Origin of the sequence: Nonomuraea rubra, from assembly GCF_014207985.1 — a bacterium.
Classification (GTDB): Bacteria; Actinomycetota; Actinomycetes; order Streptosporangiales; family Streptosporangiaceae; genus Nonomuraea; species Nonomuraea rubra.
In genome coordinates, this window is record NZ_JACHMI010000001.1 from 6,864,214 (window position 1) to 6,879,822 (window position 15,609).

At 72.1% G+C, this 15,609-nt stretch carries 16 protein-coding genes; 5 read left to right on the forward strand and 11 right to left on the reverse strand.

The features are described from left to right. Positions 1 to 39 precede the first annotated feature (39 nt). From HD593_RS31330 to HD593_RS31360, 7 genes are all read right to left on the reverse strand, one after another. On the reverse strand, positions 40 to 1,086 hold the full coding sequence (locus HD593_RS31330) for a DUF917 domain-containing protein (RefSeq protein WP_185105579.1): 1,047 nt from the start codon (positions 1,084 to 1,086) through the stop codon (positions 40 to 42). Beyond that, on the reverse strand, positions 1,074 to 2,072 hold the full coding sequence (locus HD593_RS31335; protein WP_185105580.1) for a hypothetical protein: 999 nt from the start codon (positions 2,070 to 2,072) through the stop codon (positions 1,074 to 1,076). The genes HD593_RS31330 and HD593_RS31335 overlap by 13 nt, the downstream gene beginning before the upstream one ends. Further along, the gene (locus HD593_RS31340; protein ID WP_185105581.1) at positions 2,069 to 3,376 is read right to left on the reverse strand and encodes an MFS transporter; all 1,308 of its coding nucleotides are present in this window, start codon (positions 3,374 to 3,376) and stop codon (positions 2,069 to 2,071) included. Before HD593_RS31340 ends, HD593_RS31335 begins: the two co-directional genes overlap by 4 nt. 190 nt (positions 3,377 to 3,566) lie before the next feature. Then, complete coding sequence (locus HD593_RS31345) at positions 3,567 to 4,538, reverse strand: alpha/beta hydrolase (protein ID WP_185112245.1); 972 nt, start codon at positions 4,536 to 4,538, stop codon at positions 3,567 to 3,569. A gap of 98 nt (positions 4,539 to 4,636) precedes the next feature. Then, positions 4,637 to 5,404, reverse strand: coding sequence for an ATP-binding cassette domain-containing protein (locus HD593_RS31350; protein WP_185105582.1), 768 nt, complete (start codon positions 5,402 to 5,404; stop codon positions 4,637 to 4,639). After that, positions 5,401 to 6,444: an ABC transporter permease gene (locus HD593_RS31355; protein ID WP_185105583.1), complete on the reverse strand. Its 1,044-nt coding sequence runs from the start codon at positions 6,442 to 6,444 to the stop codon at positions 5,401 to 5,403. The genes HD593_RS31350 and HD593_RS31355 overlap by 4 nt, the downstream gene beginning before the upstream one ends. Then, the gene (locus HD593_RS31360; RefSeq protein WP_185105584.1) at positions 6,441 to 7,424 is read right to left on the reverse strand and encodes a sugar ABC transporter substrate-binding protein; all 984 of its coding nucleotides are present in this window, start codon (positions 7,422 to 7,424) and stop codon (positions 6,441 to 6,443) included. The genes HD593_RS31355 and HD593_RS31360 overlap by 4 nt, the downstream gene beginning before the upstream one ends. 124 nt (positions 7,425 to 7,548) lie before the next feature. On the opposite strand from HD593_RS31360, the gene HD593_RS31365 reads away from it, so the two are divergent. Beyond that, positions 7,549 to 8,790 (forward strand): phytase, encoded by a 1,242-nt coding sequence (locus HD593_RS31365; protein ID WP_185105585.1) that lies wholly within the window; start codon positions 7,549 to 7,551, stop codon positions 8,788 to 8,790. A gap of 14 nt (positions 8,791 to 8,804) precedes the next feature. Here HD593_RS31365 and HD593_RS60515 read toward each other — a convergent pair whose 3' ends face one another. Further along, the gene (locus HD593_RS60515) at positions 8,805 to 8,981 is read right to left on the reverse strand and encodes a hypothetical protein (protein ID WP_221525081.1); all 177 of its coding nucleotides are present in this window, start codon (positions 8,979 to 8,981) and stop codon (positions 8,805 to 8,807) included. 6 nt (positions 8,982 to 8,987) lie between these two features. On the opposite strand from HD593_RS60515, the gene HD593_RS31370 reads away from it, so the two are divergent. Then, on the forward strand, positions 8,988 to 9,371 hold the full coding sequence (locus HD593_RS31370) for an MATE family efflux transporter (protein ID WP_221525082.1): 384 nt from the start codon (positions 8,988 to 8,990) through the stop codon (positions 9,369 to 9,371). Here HD593_RS31370 and HD593_RS64580 read toward each other — a convergent pair. From HD593_RS64580 to HD593_RS31385, 3 genes are all read right to left on the reverse strand, one after another. Next, positions 9,340 to 10,287, reverse strand: coding sequence for a TetR/AcrR family transcriptional regulator (locus HD593_RS64580; RefSeq protein ID WP_221525083.1), 948 nt, complete (start codon positions 10,285 to 10,287; stop codon positions 9,340 to 9,342). The genes HD593_RS31370 and HD593_RS64580 overlap by 32 nt on opposite strands. A 189-nt stretch (positions 10,288 to 10,476) precedes the next feature. Then, complete coding sequence (locus HD593_RS31380) at positions 10,477 to 11,511, reverse strand: radical SAM protein (protein ID WP_185105587.1); 1,035 nt, start codon at positions 11,509 to 11,511, stop codon at positions 10,477 to 10,479. After that, entirely contained in the window at positions 11,508 to 11,708 is a 201-nt protein-coding gene (locus HD593_RS31385) for a hypothetical protein (RefSeq protein ID WP_185105588.1), read from the reverse strand. The genes HD593_RS31380 and HD593_RS31385 overlap by 4 nt, the downstream gene beginning before the upstream one ends. A 373-nt stretch (positions 11,709 to 12,081) precedes the next feature. Between HD593_RS31385 and HD593_RS31390 the strand changes: the two genes are divergently transcribed. The 3 genes from HD593_RS31390 to HD593_RS31400 all read left to right on the forward strand — a co-directional run bounded on the left by HD593_RS31390 (position 12,082) and on the right by HD593_RS31400 (position 15,542). Then, on the forward strand, positions 12,082 to 12,681 hold the full coding sequence (locus tag HD593_RS31390) for a TetR/AcrR family transcriptional regulator (RefSeq protein ID WP_185105589.1): 600 nt from the start codon (positions 12,082 to 12,084) through the stop codon (positions 12,679 to 12,681). After that, entirely contained in the window at positions 12,678 to 13,739 is a 1,062-nt protein-coding gene (locus tag HD593_RS31395) for a phytanoyl-CoA dioxygenase family protein (RefSeq protein WP_185105590.1), read from the forward strand. Before HD593_RS31390 ends, HD593_RS31395 begins: the two co-directional genes overlap by 4 nt. A 225-nt stretch (positions 13,740 to 13,964) precedes the next feature. After that, complete coding sequence (locus tag HD593_RS31400) at positions 13,965 to 15,542, forward strand: right-handed parallel beta-helix repeat-containing protein (protein WP_185105591.1); 1,578 nt, start codon at positions 13,965 to 13,967, stop codon at positions 15,540 to 15,542. Positions 15,543 to 15,609 lie beyond the last annotated feature (67 nt).

Consider the following 15,609-nt stretch of genomic DNA (forward strand, 5'->3'; position numbering starts at 1 on the left):
GAGCCCGGGCGTGGATCACCGCACGAGCCCGGCCGTGGCTCACAGCGCCAGCCCGAACGCATGCGGCCCGCCCAGCGCGAGGCCCTCGGCCGTGTGCCACACCGGCGCGGCCTTGACCACCATGATGTCCACCTCCAGGCCCGGCTCGGCCTTGTCCACGTCCACGACCATCCCGTCCGCGGTCGAGATCATGCAGATCTGGTCCGGCACCGTCGCCACCACCGCCCCGTCCGCCAGCACCAGCAGGATCTCGTTGTGCGCCTCCAGCCGCACCATCCGCCGCAACCCCTCCGACTCCCGCAGCACGATGCTCGTCGGCAGCGACGGCAACGCCAGCTCACCCCCGTGCCCCGTACTGCCCTCCACCGCCTGGATCAGCCCCCGGCACAACGTCCGCACCCCGTACGGCGCCGCCGCCGACCGCGGCGCCCCCGGCTCGCCCGCCCGCATGAGCAGGCTCACCGTGCCCGGCACCAGCACCCGCGCCAGATCCCCCGCCGCCATCGGATAGCACGCCGCCACCGCCCACCCCCCGGCCGCCAGCACCACCGGCCGCAGCAGCTCCTCCACCCGATCGGCCGCCGTCTCCAGCAGCACCAGCTCCCCCGACCCGCCCGCCAGCGCCAGCGGCGCCGCGCTCATCCCGCCCAGCGTGTACGTGGTCTGCTCCACCAGCGGGAACACCCTCCCCGTACCGTCGCCGTCCACCAGCGGCAACCCCAGCCCGGCAGCAGCGATCAGCGGGATCAGCGCGTTCTCCGCGGCCAGGTTCAGCGCCACCACCGCCCCCACCCGCTCCCCCAGCCTGCGCTCCAGCGCCCGCACGGCCCGCTCCGGCTCGTCCCCGGCCGGCAACTGCTCGCCCAGCGCCGTCGTCGAACCCGCCAGGCTGACCGCCACGCACAACGTGCCCGCCGCCAGCTCCCCGGCCGCCACCAGTTCAACACCCTGCCCGCCACCCTGCCCGACCACCGACGCGGCCCAGTCGTAGGCCAGGTTGTACGACGACTGCCCCGCCCCGGTCGCGAACAGCCGCGACCCCGCCGAGAACCGGCCCAGCCCGTCGAGGTCGATCAGCCGGCCCACGGCCGCCCGCCCGCCGTCACCCGCACCCGGTAGAGGCCGTCCGGCAGGTACGACAGCGGGTTCACGGTGATCTCCTCGATCCCGGCCGAGCCCGGCGCCGCCCCCGCACTGACCACCCGGGTGAGCGCCTCGTCCCTGGCGTCCCGCAGCACCCGGTCCAGCTCCGCCCGCCCCCTGGCGAGCACGATCCGCTCCACGTGCGCCTCCGGCCGCCCGAGCGCCGCCCCGTACGCGGCCGCCACCCCATCCGGAACCTCCACCGGCACCTCCGCTGATACCTCCGCTGACACCTCCGCCCCGTCCGCGATCTCCACCCGCCCACCACCTCCGGAGAGCGCCGCCCGCCCCCGCGCCAGGCTCGCCGCCGCCCCCCGATCACAGGTCAGCGGAAAGCGCCGGAAGTAGTGCGCCGACACCAGCCCACCCCCCGACCTCGCGAAGTACGCGGGCACCCCCGGCAGCTCCCGCGCCACCTCGTCCGCGATCCGCCCCGCCTCGGGCCCGAGCGCCGCGTTCCGGATCGCGTCCGCCTCCCGCTCCCGCAACCCCGGGTACCCGAACTCGTACGACAACGTGATCCGCGCCCGCGGCACCTCGGCCGCCACGATCGCCGCCACCTCCAGCTCGTGATCGGCCAGGATCGGCGACCCCGTCGCCGTCACGGCGAAGTCCACCAGCCCGCACGTGGCCGCGAACCGCCGCACCGCCTCGGTGTCCAGCGGAGCCAGCCGGCGCCCCGTCACGCTGTGGCCGCCCCGCACGATCGTGGCCGCCCCGGACCCGACGACGGGCCCCAGCGCCTCCGGGCACGGGCCGCCCACCCGGATCGCCGCCACCGGCGCCGTCCGCACCCCGCCCAGGTCCACCGCCACGCACGCGCGCGACGCGTGCCGGGCCGCGCCACGGGCCACCGGCCAGGTCGCGGTGCCGTCGTCGACGGCCACCATCGTGGGCGCGGCCTCCCCGAGGGCGACGCCGAGTATCACTCCAGCTCGCGCCCTTCCGTCTCGGGCAGCGGCACCGCCAGCAGCGCGGTCGCCACCATGAACGCGTTGATGACCAGCATCGTCGCGGTGAACCCGGTGGCGTTCGCGAGCAGCGCGCCCACCGCCGACGGCGCCACCGTGGTCGCCACGAGCTGCGCCGCCGTGGCCCACGAGTAGCCGGTGCCACGCAGGGCGGTCGGGTAGAACTCGCCGTTCCAGGTGTTCCAGACACCCCACGCGCCCATGCTGAAGAACGCCAGCACGAAGTTGCCCGCGTACAGGCCGAAGGACGACTCGGCGGTGGCGAACCAGAGCCCGCCGAGCGCCGCCGCCACCACGAACACCAGGAAGACCCGCTTGCGGCCGAACCGGCCGGTCAGCAGCGACGCGCACACGTACCCGGGGATCATCATCAGCGCGCTCAGCGCGGCGAAGCCGAGCGAGGCCGACAGCGTCAGGCCGCGCTCCTGCAGCAGCGTGGGCAGCCACGTCTGCAGCCCCCAGTACCCCCAGTTGAAGACGAAGTTCAGCGCCAGCATCACCAGCGTGATGCGCGCCAGCCCGCCGCGGAACAGGTCCAGCGGGCGCCCCACCCGGTGCGTGGCCACCGTGAACGTCGCCTCGGCGTCGGGGCTGCCCAGCGTGCGCAGCACCGCCCGCGCCTCCTCCTGCCGGCCGCGCGCGGCCAGCCAGTACGGCGACTCCGGCACCCACGCCCTGATCGCGAACGCCCACAGCCCCGCCACCGCGCTGGCGACCACCACCACGTGCCAGCCCAGGTCGCCCAGCGCCACCGACGCGCCGATCGCGGCCAGCATGCCGATCGGCCACCCGATCGACAGGTACACCGCCGCCCGGCCGCGGTGCCGGGTCGGCAGCAGCTCCAGGAAGAACGGGAACGTGATCGTGTAAACGCCGGCCAGCGCCAGCCCCGAGGCCACCCGCAGCGCCACCAGCACCTCCGCGTTCGGGGCGAAGGCCGAGGCCAGCGCGACCACCCCGTACGCCAGCAGCGACCAGAACGCCGTCGGCCGCCGCCCGATCCTGTCGGCCACCGGCCCCCACACCAGCACCCCGGGGATCATGCCGAACGCCACCGCCGACAGCACGAGCCCGACGCCCGCCTCGTCGATGCCCAGCTTCGTACCGAGATCGCCGGAGACGTACACGAGGGCGAGCTGTTCCCACGACTCGATGACGAACGCGACGAACAGCGCGAGCGCGATGAGCACGTGCCTGCGCGTGAACGGCATGCGGTCGAACGCCGCGCCGATCGGCAGGGTTGGTGAGTCGATGGCCGTCATGGTGCTCCTACGAAGGGGGGCGGAATCTGGCCGCACCCTACGGCGGGCGGGTGGCGCCGGGCCTGTGCGTACCGCCCTGTCCGGCCTCCCGGCCTGTGCGGACCGCCCGGGGTGTGCCGGGCGGTCCGGGCGATCGGGGTAATAACGGCCCCGGGGGTCTGCCGGGCCACAGTTTCACGGCCGGGCGCCTTTACTTAGTAGATTCCGTACCCAGCCACCGCCGCAGCGCGCCGGCCGCCAGCTCCATGGCGGTCCGGTTGGCGTTCGTGTCGCGCAGCAGGTCGACCATGGCGAAGTCGTGCACCATCCCGGCCAGCCGTACCGCGGTCACGTCGTTGCCCACCTCGCGCAGCCGCGCCGCGAACGCCTCGCCCTCGTCGCGCAGCACGTCCGCCTCGCCGTTCAGCACGAGCGCGGGCGGCAGGCCGCGCAGGTCCTCGTCCTTGGCGCGCAGCGGCGAGGCGTGCGGCTCGGCCCGCTGGGCGGGGTCGGTGGTGTACTGGTCCCAGAACCACTTCATGCCGTCGCGGCTGAGGAAGTAGCCGGTGCTGAACTGCTTGTACGACTCGGTGTCGAAGCTGGCGTCGGTGACCGGGTAGAAGAGCACCTGGCCGAGCAGCCGCACGTCGCCGTGCTCCTTGGCCATCATGGCCAGCACGATCGCCATGTTGCCGCCGACCGAGTCGCCGCACACCGCCATCCGCGAGGCGTCGAGACCCTTCTCCGGGCCGTGCTTCATCACCCACTGGGCGGCGGCGTAGTTCTGCTCGATCTGGGTGGGGTACTTCGCCTCCGGCGCGCGATCGTACTCGGGGAAGACCACGGCGGCGCCGCAGCGTACGGCGAGCTCGCGGACGAGGCGGTCGTGGGTGTGGGCGGAGCCGAACACCCAGCCGGCGCCGTGGATGTAGAAGATCACGGGCAGCGTGCCCGTGGCGCCCTTCGGCCTGACGATCCGCACCGGGACGGCACCCGTCGGGCCGCCCTGCACCTGGATCCACTCCTCGTCGATCTCCGGCTTGGGCACGGCCGGATCGGACTGGAGCTTCTCCAGCACCTCCCTGCCCTGCTCGGGCGGGAGCTCGTAGATGAAGGGCGGCTTGGCGTTCGCGTCGGCGAACCGCTGCGCCGCCGGCTCCAGTACGACGCGTCTGCTCATCATCGTGGTCATGGCGATCCCCCGAGGCTGCTGGTCCCGAGGTGTTCGTACCTGCCCGCCGCTCCAGGCGACCGCCAGGACGCGTCAAGAGTCGGCCAAGCTCATTCGCGTCTCAGCTCGTGCGCCAGCTCCTCCAGCTCCGCGCCGCCCGCCATGAGGGCGGTCAGCTCCTGCGCGGTGATCTCGCCCTTGCCGTACTCGCCGAGGCTGGTGCCCCGGTTGAGCAGCAGGAACCGGTCCCCCACCGGGTAGGCGTGGTGCGGGTTGTGGGTGATGAAGACGACGCCGAGCCCCCGGTCGCGGGCCCGGGCGATGTAGCGCAGCACCACGCCCGCCTGCTTGACGCCGAGCGCCGAGGTGGGCTCGTCGAGGATGAGGACGCGGGCGCCGAAGTACACGGCCCTGGCGATGGCCACCGACTGCCGCTCGCCGCCGGACAGCGTGCCGACCGGCTGGTCCACGTCGCGGATGTCGATGCCCATGGCGCGCAGTTCCTCGCGGGCCACCCGCCGGGCCTTGGCCACGTCGAACGCGAGCCCCTTGCGCGGCTCCGAGCCGAGGAAGAAGTTCCGCCAGACCGACATGAGCGGGATCATCGCCAGGTCCTGGTAGACGGTGGCGATACCGCGGTCGAGCGCGTCGCGGGGGCTGGCGAAGCTCACCTCCCGCCCGTCCACCAGGTACGCGCCCGCGTCGTGCCGGTGCACGCCCGAGAGGATCTTGATGAGCGTGGACTTGCCCGCGCCGTTGTCGCCGAGCACGCAGGTGACCCGCCCCGCCTCCACGCCCATCGACACCTCGCGCAGCGCCAGCACCGAGCCGAACGTCTTGCCGATCCCCCTGGTCTCCAGGATCGTCTGCGGGGTCAATGCTTCACCTCCTCGGCGTACCGCCGCACCAGGCGGTTGGCCAGCGTCGCGAGCAGCAGCATGCCGCCCAGGAAGAACTTGAACCAGTCGGCGTCCCAGCCCAGGAACACGATGCCCTTGTCGGCCATCCCGAAGATGACCGCGCCGATGGCCGCCCCGATGGCGGAGCCGTACCCGCCGGTGAGCAGGCAGCCGCCGATGACGGCGGCGATGATGTAGATGAACTCCTGGCCGATGCCGATGTTGGCCTGCACGGAGGTGTACCGCAGCGCCAGGATCGAGCCGACCAGCCAGGCGGCGAACGCGGTGGTCATGAACAATGCGATCTTCGTCCGCGCGGCGGGCACGCCCACCGCGCGGGCGGCCTGCTCGTTGCCGCCCACCGCGAAGATCCAGTTGCCTGCCCTGGAACGCATGAGCACCCACGTGGCCACCGCGGTCACCAGGATCCACCACAGGATCGCCACCCGGAACGAGGTACCGCCGATCTCGACGGTCCCGGCGAAGATCGCGTTCGCCGGCTCGAACCCCTCGGCCCGCCGCAGCCCGCTGACCTGCACCGTCCCGGTGATCGCCTTCGTCACGCCGAGGTTGACGCCCTGCAGCATGAGGAACGTGCCCAGCGTCACGATGAAGCTGGGCAGCCTGGTCCGCGTGACGACGAGCCCGTTGGCGAACCCGACGGCCAGCGCCACGACCAGGCCCACCAGCATGGCCAGCCACACGTTGAAGCCGAACCGGGTGGCCAGCGTGACGAGGATCAGCCCGCTCGTCCCCGTCAGCACCCCGGCCGACAGGTCGAACTCGCCGCCGATCATCAGCAGTGCGACCGCGACCGCCATGATGCCGAGCGTGGCGGCCGGGTCGAGCCAGTTGGCGATGCCGTCCGGCGAGCGGAACACCGGCGACTGCGCGGCGAAGAAGGCGAACACCACCACGAGCCCGACCACCGCGCCGAGCTCGGGCCGGATGAGCAGGCGGCGGGCCAGCCCGACCCGGGCGACGCGCTCGTCCGCCGCCACCTGAGCCGGCAGGGTCATCGGGTGCCCGCCTCCGCCAGCTTGGCGACCTGGGAGGCGTTGTCCTTGGTCACGAACCCGGGCCCGGTGTTGACCGGCAGGCCGCCGCCGACCGTGTTCAGGTTCGCCTTGTACAGGTTGAGGAACGTGATCGGCAGGTAGCCCTGGAGGTACTGCTGCTGGTCGACCGCGAACAGGACCTCCCCGTCGTTGATCGCCGTCACCACGTCGGCCGACAGGTCGAACGTGGCCAGCTTCGCCTGCGAGCCCGCGTCCTTGATGGCGTCCCTGGCGGCGATCGCGATGGCCGGGTTGAGCGACAGCACGCCGTTGACCTGCTGGTCGGACTGGAGCTTGGCGGTGACCTTGGAGGTGACGTCGGCCAGGTTGCTCACGTCCACCTGGAGCCGCTCGACCGTGCCGCCCAGCGTCTCCTCCGCGCCCTTGCAGCGCTGGTCGAGCCCGACGTTGCCGGCCTCGTGGATGACGCACAGCAGCTTGGTGACGCCGGCCGCCTTGAGCTGCTCGCCCGCGCCGCGCCCGGCCACGTCCTCGGACTGGCCGACGTGCGTGATCGCGCCGAACGCCTTGGATGAGTCGGCCCCCGAGTTGATCGTCACGACGGGGATCTTCGCGGCGACGGCCTTGCCGATGGCCTCCTTCAGCGCGTCAGGGTTGGCCATCGATACGACGATGCCGTCCACCTTCTCGGAGACGGCCTGGTCGATGAGCTGCGACTGCTTGGCCGGGTCGCCGTCGCCCTGGTAGGTGACCTGCGCGCCGTACTGCTTGCCGGCGGCCTCGGCGCCGTTCTTGACCACGTCCCAGAAGGAGTCGCCCGGCGCGCCGTGGGTGATGACGGCGAAGCTCGCGCCGCTTCCCTGCGGGGCCGCGGAGGACGCCGGCGGGGCGGCGCTCTGCTCTCCCCCCGCTCCGGAGGAGGAGCAGCCGGTGACGGCAAGCGCGCCCAGCAGGGCCAGCACGATCGGGGTACGTCTCACAGGACACCTCCAAGACCAACGGGCTAGCCCTGGTTGTACCTCAATGTCATCTGTTTGTATAGACATGCTGACTTATGCGAGGTACGTTCACTCCGCGTTCACGGTGATCGATGATCGTGAGGAGATGCCTGTGCGTGCTTTCTTATCCACGGTCCTCCTGCTTGTCACCCCTCTCGCGCCGGCGGCGTCCGAGCCCGCCGTCGTCACGGCGGCCGCGGAGACGCCCCCGCTGTACGACGACGAGGCGGGCGGCTACGCCAACGGCGACGACCCGGCGATCTGGGTGCACCCCACCCGCCCGGGCAGGAGCATCGTGATCACCACCGCCAAGGAAGGCGGCCTGTACGCCTACTCGCTGTCGGGCGCCCAGCTCCAGCACCTGCCGGCCCAGCCGCCGCCCGGCGACGGCCACGAGCCGGGACGCCTGAACAACGTCGACCTCGTCCGCGGCTTCCGCCTGTCCAGCGGCGCCAAGGTGGATCTCGCGGTCGCCTCCGACCGGGGCCGCGACCAGCTCCGCGTCTACGCCATCGACCCGGCCGCGGCCGCCGCCGGCCGGCCGCCGCTCACCGACGTCACCGACCCCGCGGTGCCGTTCGTCTTCAACGCCACCCAGGAGGAGGTGGACGAGGCGCGGACCGCGTACGGGCTGGCCGTCAGCGGCACCCGCGTCGTCGTCAGCCGCCGCCACCAGACCACGATCGGCCTGCTCCAGCTCACCGCCGCCCCCGGCGGCAAGGTCACCTACCACCGCGTCCGCACCCTCGACCTGCCCTCCACCTTCCCGCTCCCCGACGGCACCACCTGGGTCCCCTGCGGCGAGCCCGGCGAGCTGCCCCAGATCGAAGGCATGGTCGTGGACCGCGGCACCCTGTACGCGGCCCAGGAGGACGTCGGCATCTGGCGCCTGCGCGCCGACCTGACCGGCCGTCCCGCCCTGATGGACAAGGTCAAGGAATTCGGCAGGCAGGACACCTACGACCCGGCCACGGAGGAGTGCCTGCCCGGCCAGGACCGCGGCTACGGCGGCTCCCACCTCTCGGCCGACGCCGAAGGCCTGACGATCTACCAGGACGGCGACGACGGCTACCTGCTGGCCTCCAGCCAGGGCGACGACACGTTCGCCGTCTACGACCGCGACGACAACGACCATCTCGCCCAGTTCCGCGTCGGGCCCGGGGCACGGGCGGACGGGGCGGAGGTCAGCGATGGGGCCATGGTGACCAGTGCTTCGCTGGGGGGCGCGTATCCCGAGGGGCTGCTGGTGGTGCACGACGGTGCGGACGCGCCGGGGGATGGTGATCGGGAGGTGACCAACTTCAAGTTCGTGGACTGGCGGAAGGTGAAGGACGCCATCGATCAGTGACTTGAGCTGCGAGTTCACCCGTTGCAGGCCGCAGGAGACGAGTGGCTTCCCGTTTCGTGGACGGGGCGCCCGATTTCCTTGCGGCCTGCCGCCAGGGTGTGGGCGTAGCTGGACAGGTAGGCGTCGCGGTTCAGTCCGGTCAGCTCACGGCCCAGGCGGACGGCCTCTTCCGAGATGTTCAGCGCGGGCACTACGGGGTGATCACAGCGGCGCTCATCGCCCTGCTCGCGCGACCGCTCACAGGTCTGTTCGTCAGCGATCCGGAAACCACGGCCGTCACGGTCGATGCGCTGCGCATCATCGCCATCGGCTTCGTCTTCGCCGGCATCCCGCCTCTGATCTCCGCCTACTTCCAGTCCCTCGGCAGAGCCACGCCCTCGTACCTCATCTCGATCGGCACGCTCCTGATCGTCAAGGCGCCGCTCGTCCTGGCGCTCGGCACGTACGGCCCCACAGGGATCTGGATCAGCCTGCCGATCGGAGAAGCGATCGCGGTCGTGGCCGCCGCCGGCCTGCTGTGGAAGTTCGGCCGGCCCAGGACGCAGCCGGTCAGGGCACCTCGACCAGGAGCATCTCGCTGAGCCGCTGCCGCAAGCGGGCACCCATGTCCACGCTGGCCGGGTCGAGGAGCCACTGCACCTGCAGACCGTCGATCAACGCCATGAGATCCGAGTCAGCACCCGCGATGTCCGTCCCCGGCCGCACGAGTCCTCGGGCGTGGAGTTCCTCGAGCGCATCGCGGATATCCCGGCGGATGTGCGCATGCCGGTCGACGAAGTACGCGTGCGCGGGATGGGCCGGATCAGCGGCCTCGACCGACAGCACGGCGTACAAGCGCACCAGCTCCGGCACCGTCGCGTTGTACTCCACCAGTCGCGCGAGCCGGGAGAAGTAGTCCAAGCCGTCCGCTGTCGCGTCGAATCCGGCGAAGAACAACTCGCCGTTGACCCGATCCCGTTCTTCGAGCACCGCGGCCAGGAGTGCTTCCTTCGTCGGGAAGTGATGCGCCAGGCCCATGCGCGACACCCCGCAGTCCGCGGCGATCTGCACCATGCTCGCGTTGCGGTACCCGATCGAGGCGAACTTGGCGAACGCGGCCTCGACGATCTCCGCACGCCGCCGCCGCCCCTTCGGATAACCCGCACTCATCGATCGCCCCCTCGGCTGCCTATCGGCTCGACTGCACAGCAAGGTGGGTAGCAACATCGAAGATACCCGCCGAACGCCGGCCTTCAGCAGCTCAAGGACGCCCAGGCCAGCGCGCCCGGCCTGTTCGGCTTGATTCGCCTTGCACGAGCCGGTATTCGCCCACCTCGGTGAAACGGTCGTCGAGGGTGGCGTCCTGCTGGACGACGGCCTGGCGAGGCTGCGCAGGTCGGTGTCGATGTCGATGTCGACGCCGATGCCGATGCCGATGGCCAGGGTCACCGGGCCGGGCGGTAGCGGGCGGCCGGCCACCTGCTGGCGCAGCGGGCCGATCCTGGCGATCACGCGCACGTGCCAGGACCCAGAAGGGCGACTTCGGCCGGCACCCAGGGTCACCAGGTGGTCCCGTAGATCTACGCCGAGCGCCTCAAGACCTGGAGCACGACCTGCCAGTGGAGGCACACGGACCCGCCTCCCGAGGCCCCGGCCGTCTGATGGTGCGGGGCTTCCAGGCCGGCGCGGGGTGTCGCAGGCGGCGCGCTAGGAGCCGGGGCGTGCCGTCAGCTGGAGCAGCTGAGGGCCCTGCCGGGTGAACGCCTCGTACGGGCAGGCGGTCAGCTCGGCGTCGCGTGACTCCCAGCCCTGCAGCCAGCGCCGGAACCGCGGGGTGTCCACCTCCAGCGTGCCGTCGGGGAGCAGGCGCCCGACGGTGTTGCCGGGTTCGGACAGGCCGACGGTGCACTTGCCGAGCCGCCCGTCCGCCCGCACCATCATCGAGTTGGCACGGGCGGCGTAGCACACCTGCTCCGCCTCGAACAGGCTCTCGCCCTGCCCGTCCGAGACGACGATCTCCTCCAGCGCGGCGATCCGCTCGTCCTCGGCGTCGAGCACCTCCATCGACGCGTCGCCGGCGCCGCCGAGTCGCACCACCCGCTTGAGAAACACCCGGAATCTGCGGTCGTCCAGGAACGTGTCTCGCACCTGGGTGAGAAACGCGGGCATCACGTCCAGGTTGCCGGGAGTGAGGTGAACGCGCAGCAGTACGTGCGCATCCACCGAACCGTCCCTGATCGACAGGAGGTTGCGCCAGATCCGGTCGAACGTGCCCTGGCCGTCGGCCCGTACACGCGTGTGGTCGTGGTGGCGGGCGGGTCCGTCCAGCGACACCTGGAACCTGCGGATCCCCAGCCCGGCCAGGCGCTCCGCCGCCGTGTGGTCGAGCAGGTAGCCGTTGGTGGTCATGTCGCTGCCGTACCCCAGGCCCGGTGTCCGCCTCTGTATCTCGCTCGCGTGGGAGGCCACGTCCTCGATGACGGAACGCGCCAGCATCGGCTCGCCGCCGAACCACGAGATCTGCAGGTGCGACAGCTCCCCGTGGCGCCGGTCGATGAGGTTCTTCACGCCTTCGACGACCTCGGGACGCATGCGTCCGATGGCGAAGTCCTCATAACAGTAGGTGCACCGGAAATTGCACTGCTCTGTGGGAAGCAGAATGAGGTGAAGCCGGTCGCTGCGGAACGAGGTGACCATTTCCCGATCGAACGCGGACATGTCCGTAAGGGCGACTCCACTCATTTAGGGGCACAGCCGCTGGAGCAGTTGCCGCCGTGGCAGTTGTTGGTGACATGACCTGGATGGCCCGGGTTGGGGGTGTACCTGGCCAGCGCCATCAGGGCCTGCGCTGTTTCCGGATTCTCGATCGTGACCCTGCCTGCGTCGTCGATGCTCACGTCGCTCGCCCGGACGAGCACGCAGGATGACTCTTCGGCCATCGTGAAACCCCCTCTGTGTCGATGCCAGCCGGTCTTCGGCGATGACTGCGGGAACGGCAGAGCATGCGTCATCCGGTGCTGTCATCTGTGGCTAGCGGAGCATGTACCCGAGCGGCATTCGGGCGATAGCAAAGGCACTGCCAAAACGGGCGGCCCCGTGTCCGAGCGGCGCGTACGAACTGGTGCCGGGCACGCCGCTCAACCCATTCGCCGGCCGGCCGGTGCCCACCGCCGGCCCCCTGCTCGACCGGCTGCCGCAGGCACCGCGCGGCGAGCCGCCCATCCGGAAGGTGCGGTCGCCACGTGCCCGTAGGGCGAGGTTGTGGTGACGTCGTCCTTTATCGTTGAGTTGAACTCAACTAACATGGGTGGGATGGAGCCCTTGTCCGAACGCGCCGCCGCCACCAGGAGCCGCATCCTCCAGGCCGCCGCCGCCGAGCTCGTGGAGACCGGCGACATCGAGGTCGCGGCCGTCGCCCGCCGCGCCGGGCTCAGCGTCGGCCTGCCGTACCGCTATTTCGGCACCCGCAGCGGCCTGATGAGCGCCCTGCTCGCCGACTTCTACGATCGGCTCGTCACCGAGACCGTGCTCGGCCACTTCACCGGCCGCACCTGGCTCGAACGCTGGCGGGCCCAGCTCACCCGGTGGGTCGACTGGGTGTACGACGAGCCGCTCGCCCCTGTGGTGCTCGGGCGCATGGTCGGGGACGCCAGGGTCGCCGCCATGGAGGCCGACTGCGCCCGGCAGGTCATCGCCCTCGGCGCGAAACACGTCGCCGCGGGGCAGGCCGAAGGCGCCGTCACCCGGGGGCGGGACCCGGAGCTCATGTCGGCGGCCGTCGTCGGCGGCATGCGATCGATCCTGGCCGTCGTGCTCGACCAGGATCCCCGTCCGGAGCGGGCCGCCGTCCTGGAGGAGATCTGGCAGTTCACCACCGCCGCCCTCGGCGCCAGGCCCGCGAGCGCGCCATGACCGGCGACGAGCGCGCCACGACCGCGACCGGCGAAAGGCGCACCTCGGTCACCGCGACCGGTGGCGGCCGGACCGACGGCGCACCAGCAGAAGGCACGGCAGCCGGTGGCGAGTCGGCCCGGGGTGTGCCGACCACGGGCGGGCCGGCCGGGGGCGCGTCGGCCGGGGGCGCGTCGGCCGGGGGCGCGTCGGCCGGGCGTACGTCGGCCGGGGGCGCGTCGGCCGGGCGTACGTCGGCCGGGGGCGCGTCGGCCGGGCGTACGTCGGCCGGGCGTACGTCGGCCGGGCGTACGTCGGCCGGGCGTACGTCGGCCGGGCGTGCGTCGGCTGGGGGCGCGTCGGCAGGAGGTGCCTTGTCCGCGCTGCACCGGGACGGCTACCTCGTCCTGCCCGACCTGCTCGATCCGGGCGAGTGCCGCCGGATCCGCACCGAGCTCACGCCGGTCCTCGGTCCCGCGGGACGCGATCCGTTCCGGTCACGCCACATCCGCCGCGTGTACGGCGTGCTCCACAACACCCGGGCCACGGACCCGCTCATCGACCACCCCCGCGTCCTCGCCCTCCTCGACCGCCTCCTGCTGCCCAACTACCTGCTGTCCCAGCTGGAGGTCGTCGAGGTGGGAGCCGGCGCGCCCGCCCGTCCGCCGGGCTACGACGACCGGCCCTACCCGCTGCCGCGCCCCCGCCCCGCCCTGTCCATCGCCGCCCTCTGGGCCCTCGACGCAGGCACCGCCCTCACCGTGTGGCCGGGCAGCCATCGCTGGCCCGCCGGCGATCCCACCGCACCGGGCGTCCCCCTGACTCCCCCGCCGGGCTCCTGCGCCATCGTCCTGGGCACCCTCTGGCACGCCCGCCCGCCGCAACCGTCGACGAGTCTCACCATCACCGCGCACTACTGCGAGCCGTGGCTGCGCACCCGGGAGGCGTTCGCCCTCTCCCCCGGCAGGCACGTGGCGCGGCAGCTCAGCAACCGGGCCCGCCGCATGCTCGGCTACAGCATCCATCCACCGGACCTGGGCCTGGTGGACGGCGTGCACCCGTACCGCCTCTTCTCCTGAGCCGCCGGCTCGGGTGAAAGTTTCATCGCGGCGGCCCTGCGGAGCACGGGCCCCGGCATCCGTGCTGGGCTGCGCGGATGCGCCCTGAGCCGCAGGCGGGTGCGGGCCGTGCGCGGCGGCCGGCCCGCGGTTTGCAGCCGGGTCGGCAGCCCCCTCTTCTCGTGCCCGGCCGTGCTGTGCTTGACTCGGCGCCGTTCGGGAAAGCGCTTACCGAGGAGTTGGGCGATGCGCCTCACCGCTGTCCTCGCGTGCGCCGGCCTGGTGGCCGGCTGCTACGCCGCGTTGTCACCCTCGCCCGCGTACGCGGCGCCGATCCGGTACGAGGCCGAGGCGTCGCCGGCGGTCTGCACGGGCGTCATCGAGTCCAACTGGGCCGGCTACTCCGGCACCGGCTTCTGCAACGCCGACAACGCCGCCGGCGCCCACGCCCAGTTCACCGTGAACGCCTCCGCCGCCGGCACCGCCACCCTCGGGATCCGCTTCGCCAACGGAACGGCCACGTCGCGCCCCGCCGGCCTGATCGTCAACGGCTCCACCGTCCAGAGCCTGTCCTTCGAAGGCACCGGCGCCTGGTCCGCCTGGGCCACCAGGACCGCCACCGTCCAGCTGAAGGCCGGCTCCAACACCGTCAGGCTCGACCCGACCGGCTCCGCCGGCCTGCCCAACCTCGACCACCTCGACGTCGAGGCCGGCGGCCGGCAGCCGGCGACCGCGCTCTACGTGGCGACCAACGGCGACGACACCGGCCCCGGCACCCTGGCGGCCCCGCTCCGCACCATCCAGCGCGCCGTGGACCTGGCACAGCCCGGTTACACGATCTTCATCCGCGGCGGCACGTACGCTCCCGGCACGAACATCCAGCTCGTCAAGAACGGCACGCCCGGCCAGCCGATCACGATGACCGCGTACAACCGGGAACGGGTGGTCATCGACGGCGAGAACATGCCGTACACGCCGGGCGCGGTGGGCTCCAGCATCCCGCGCGCCGAGCGCGGAGCCGTGCACATCGAGGGCGACCACTGGCGGCTGATCGGGCTGGAGATCGTGCACGGCCCGTACGGGATCTTCGGCCTCGACGCCAGCGGCAACGTCTTCGACCGCCTGGTCACCAGGGACAACTACGAGTCCGGGCTGCACCTGCAGGGCGCGTCCAGCGACAACCAGATCATCAACCTGGACAGCTACGGCAACCGGGACCCGCGCAAGAACGGCGAGAGCGCCGACGGCGTCGCGATCAAGGAGGGCTCCGGCGGCGGCAACGTGATCCGCGGCGCCCGGCTCTGGAACAACTCCGACGACGGCCTGGACTTCTGGATGTTCCTCGGCGCGGTGACCGTGGAGTCGTCCGTGGCCTGGGGCAACGGCTTCAACCGGTGGAACCTGCCCGGCTACACCGGCGACGGCAACGGCTTCAAGCTCGGCGGCGGCGACCCGGACCCGGCGGTCGCCCACGTCGTCCGCAACTCCATCGCCTACGACAACGCGGTGGACGGCTTCACCGACAACGGCAACCCGGGCCGCCTGGTGACCGACCGCGGCACCGCCTGGCGCAACGGCGGCACCGGCTTCGACTACGCCGACTCCGTTTCCGTCCTGACCAAGAACCTGTCGGTGGCGAACCAGACCCAGGCCGCGCCCGGCTCGTCGTCCGGCTCGGGCAACTCCTGGGATCTCGGCGGCACCTGGACGTTCACCAGCACCGACGCGAGCACGATCACCGGCCCGCGCACCGCGGACGGCTCGATCCCGTCCTCCGCCTTCCTGCGGCCCAGCAACGGCGCCGACCTCGGCGCCCGCTTCTGAGCGTCCGCCGCGGCCGCCGTCAACCGGGCGTCCGCGCTCCGAGGCCTGCCCGCGTGCTCAGCCTCTT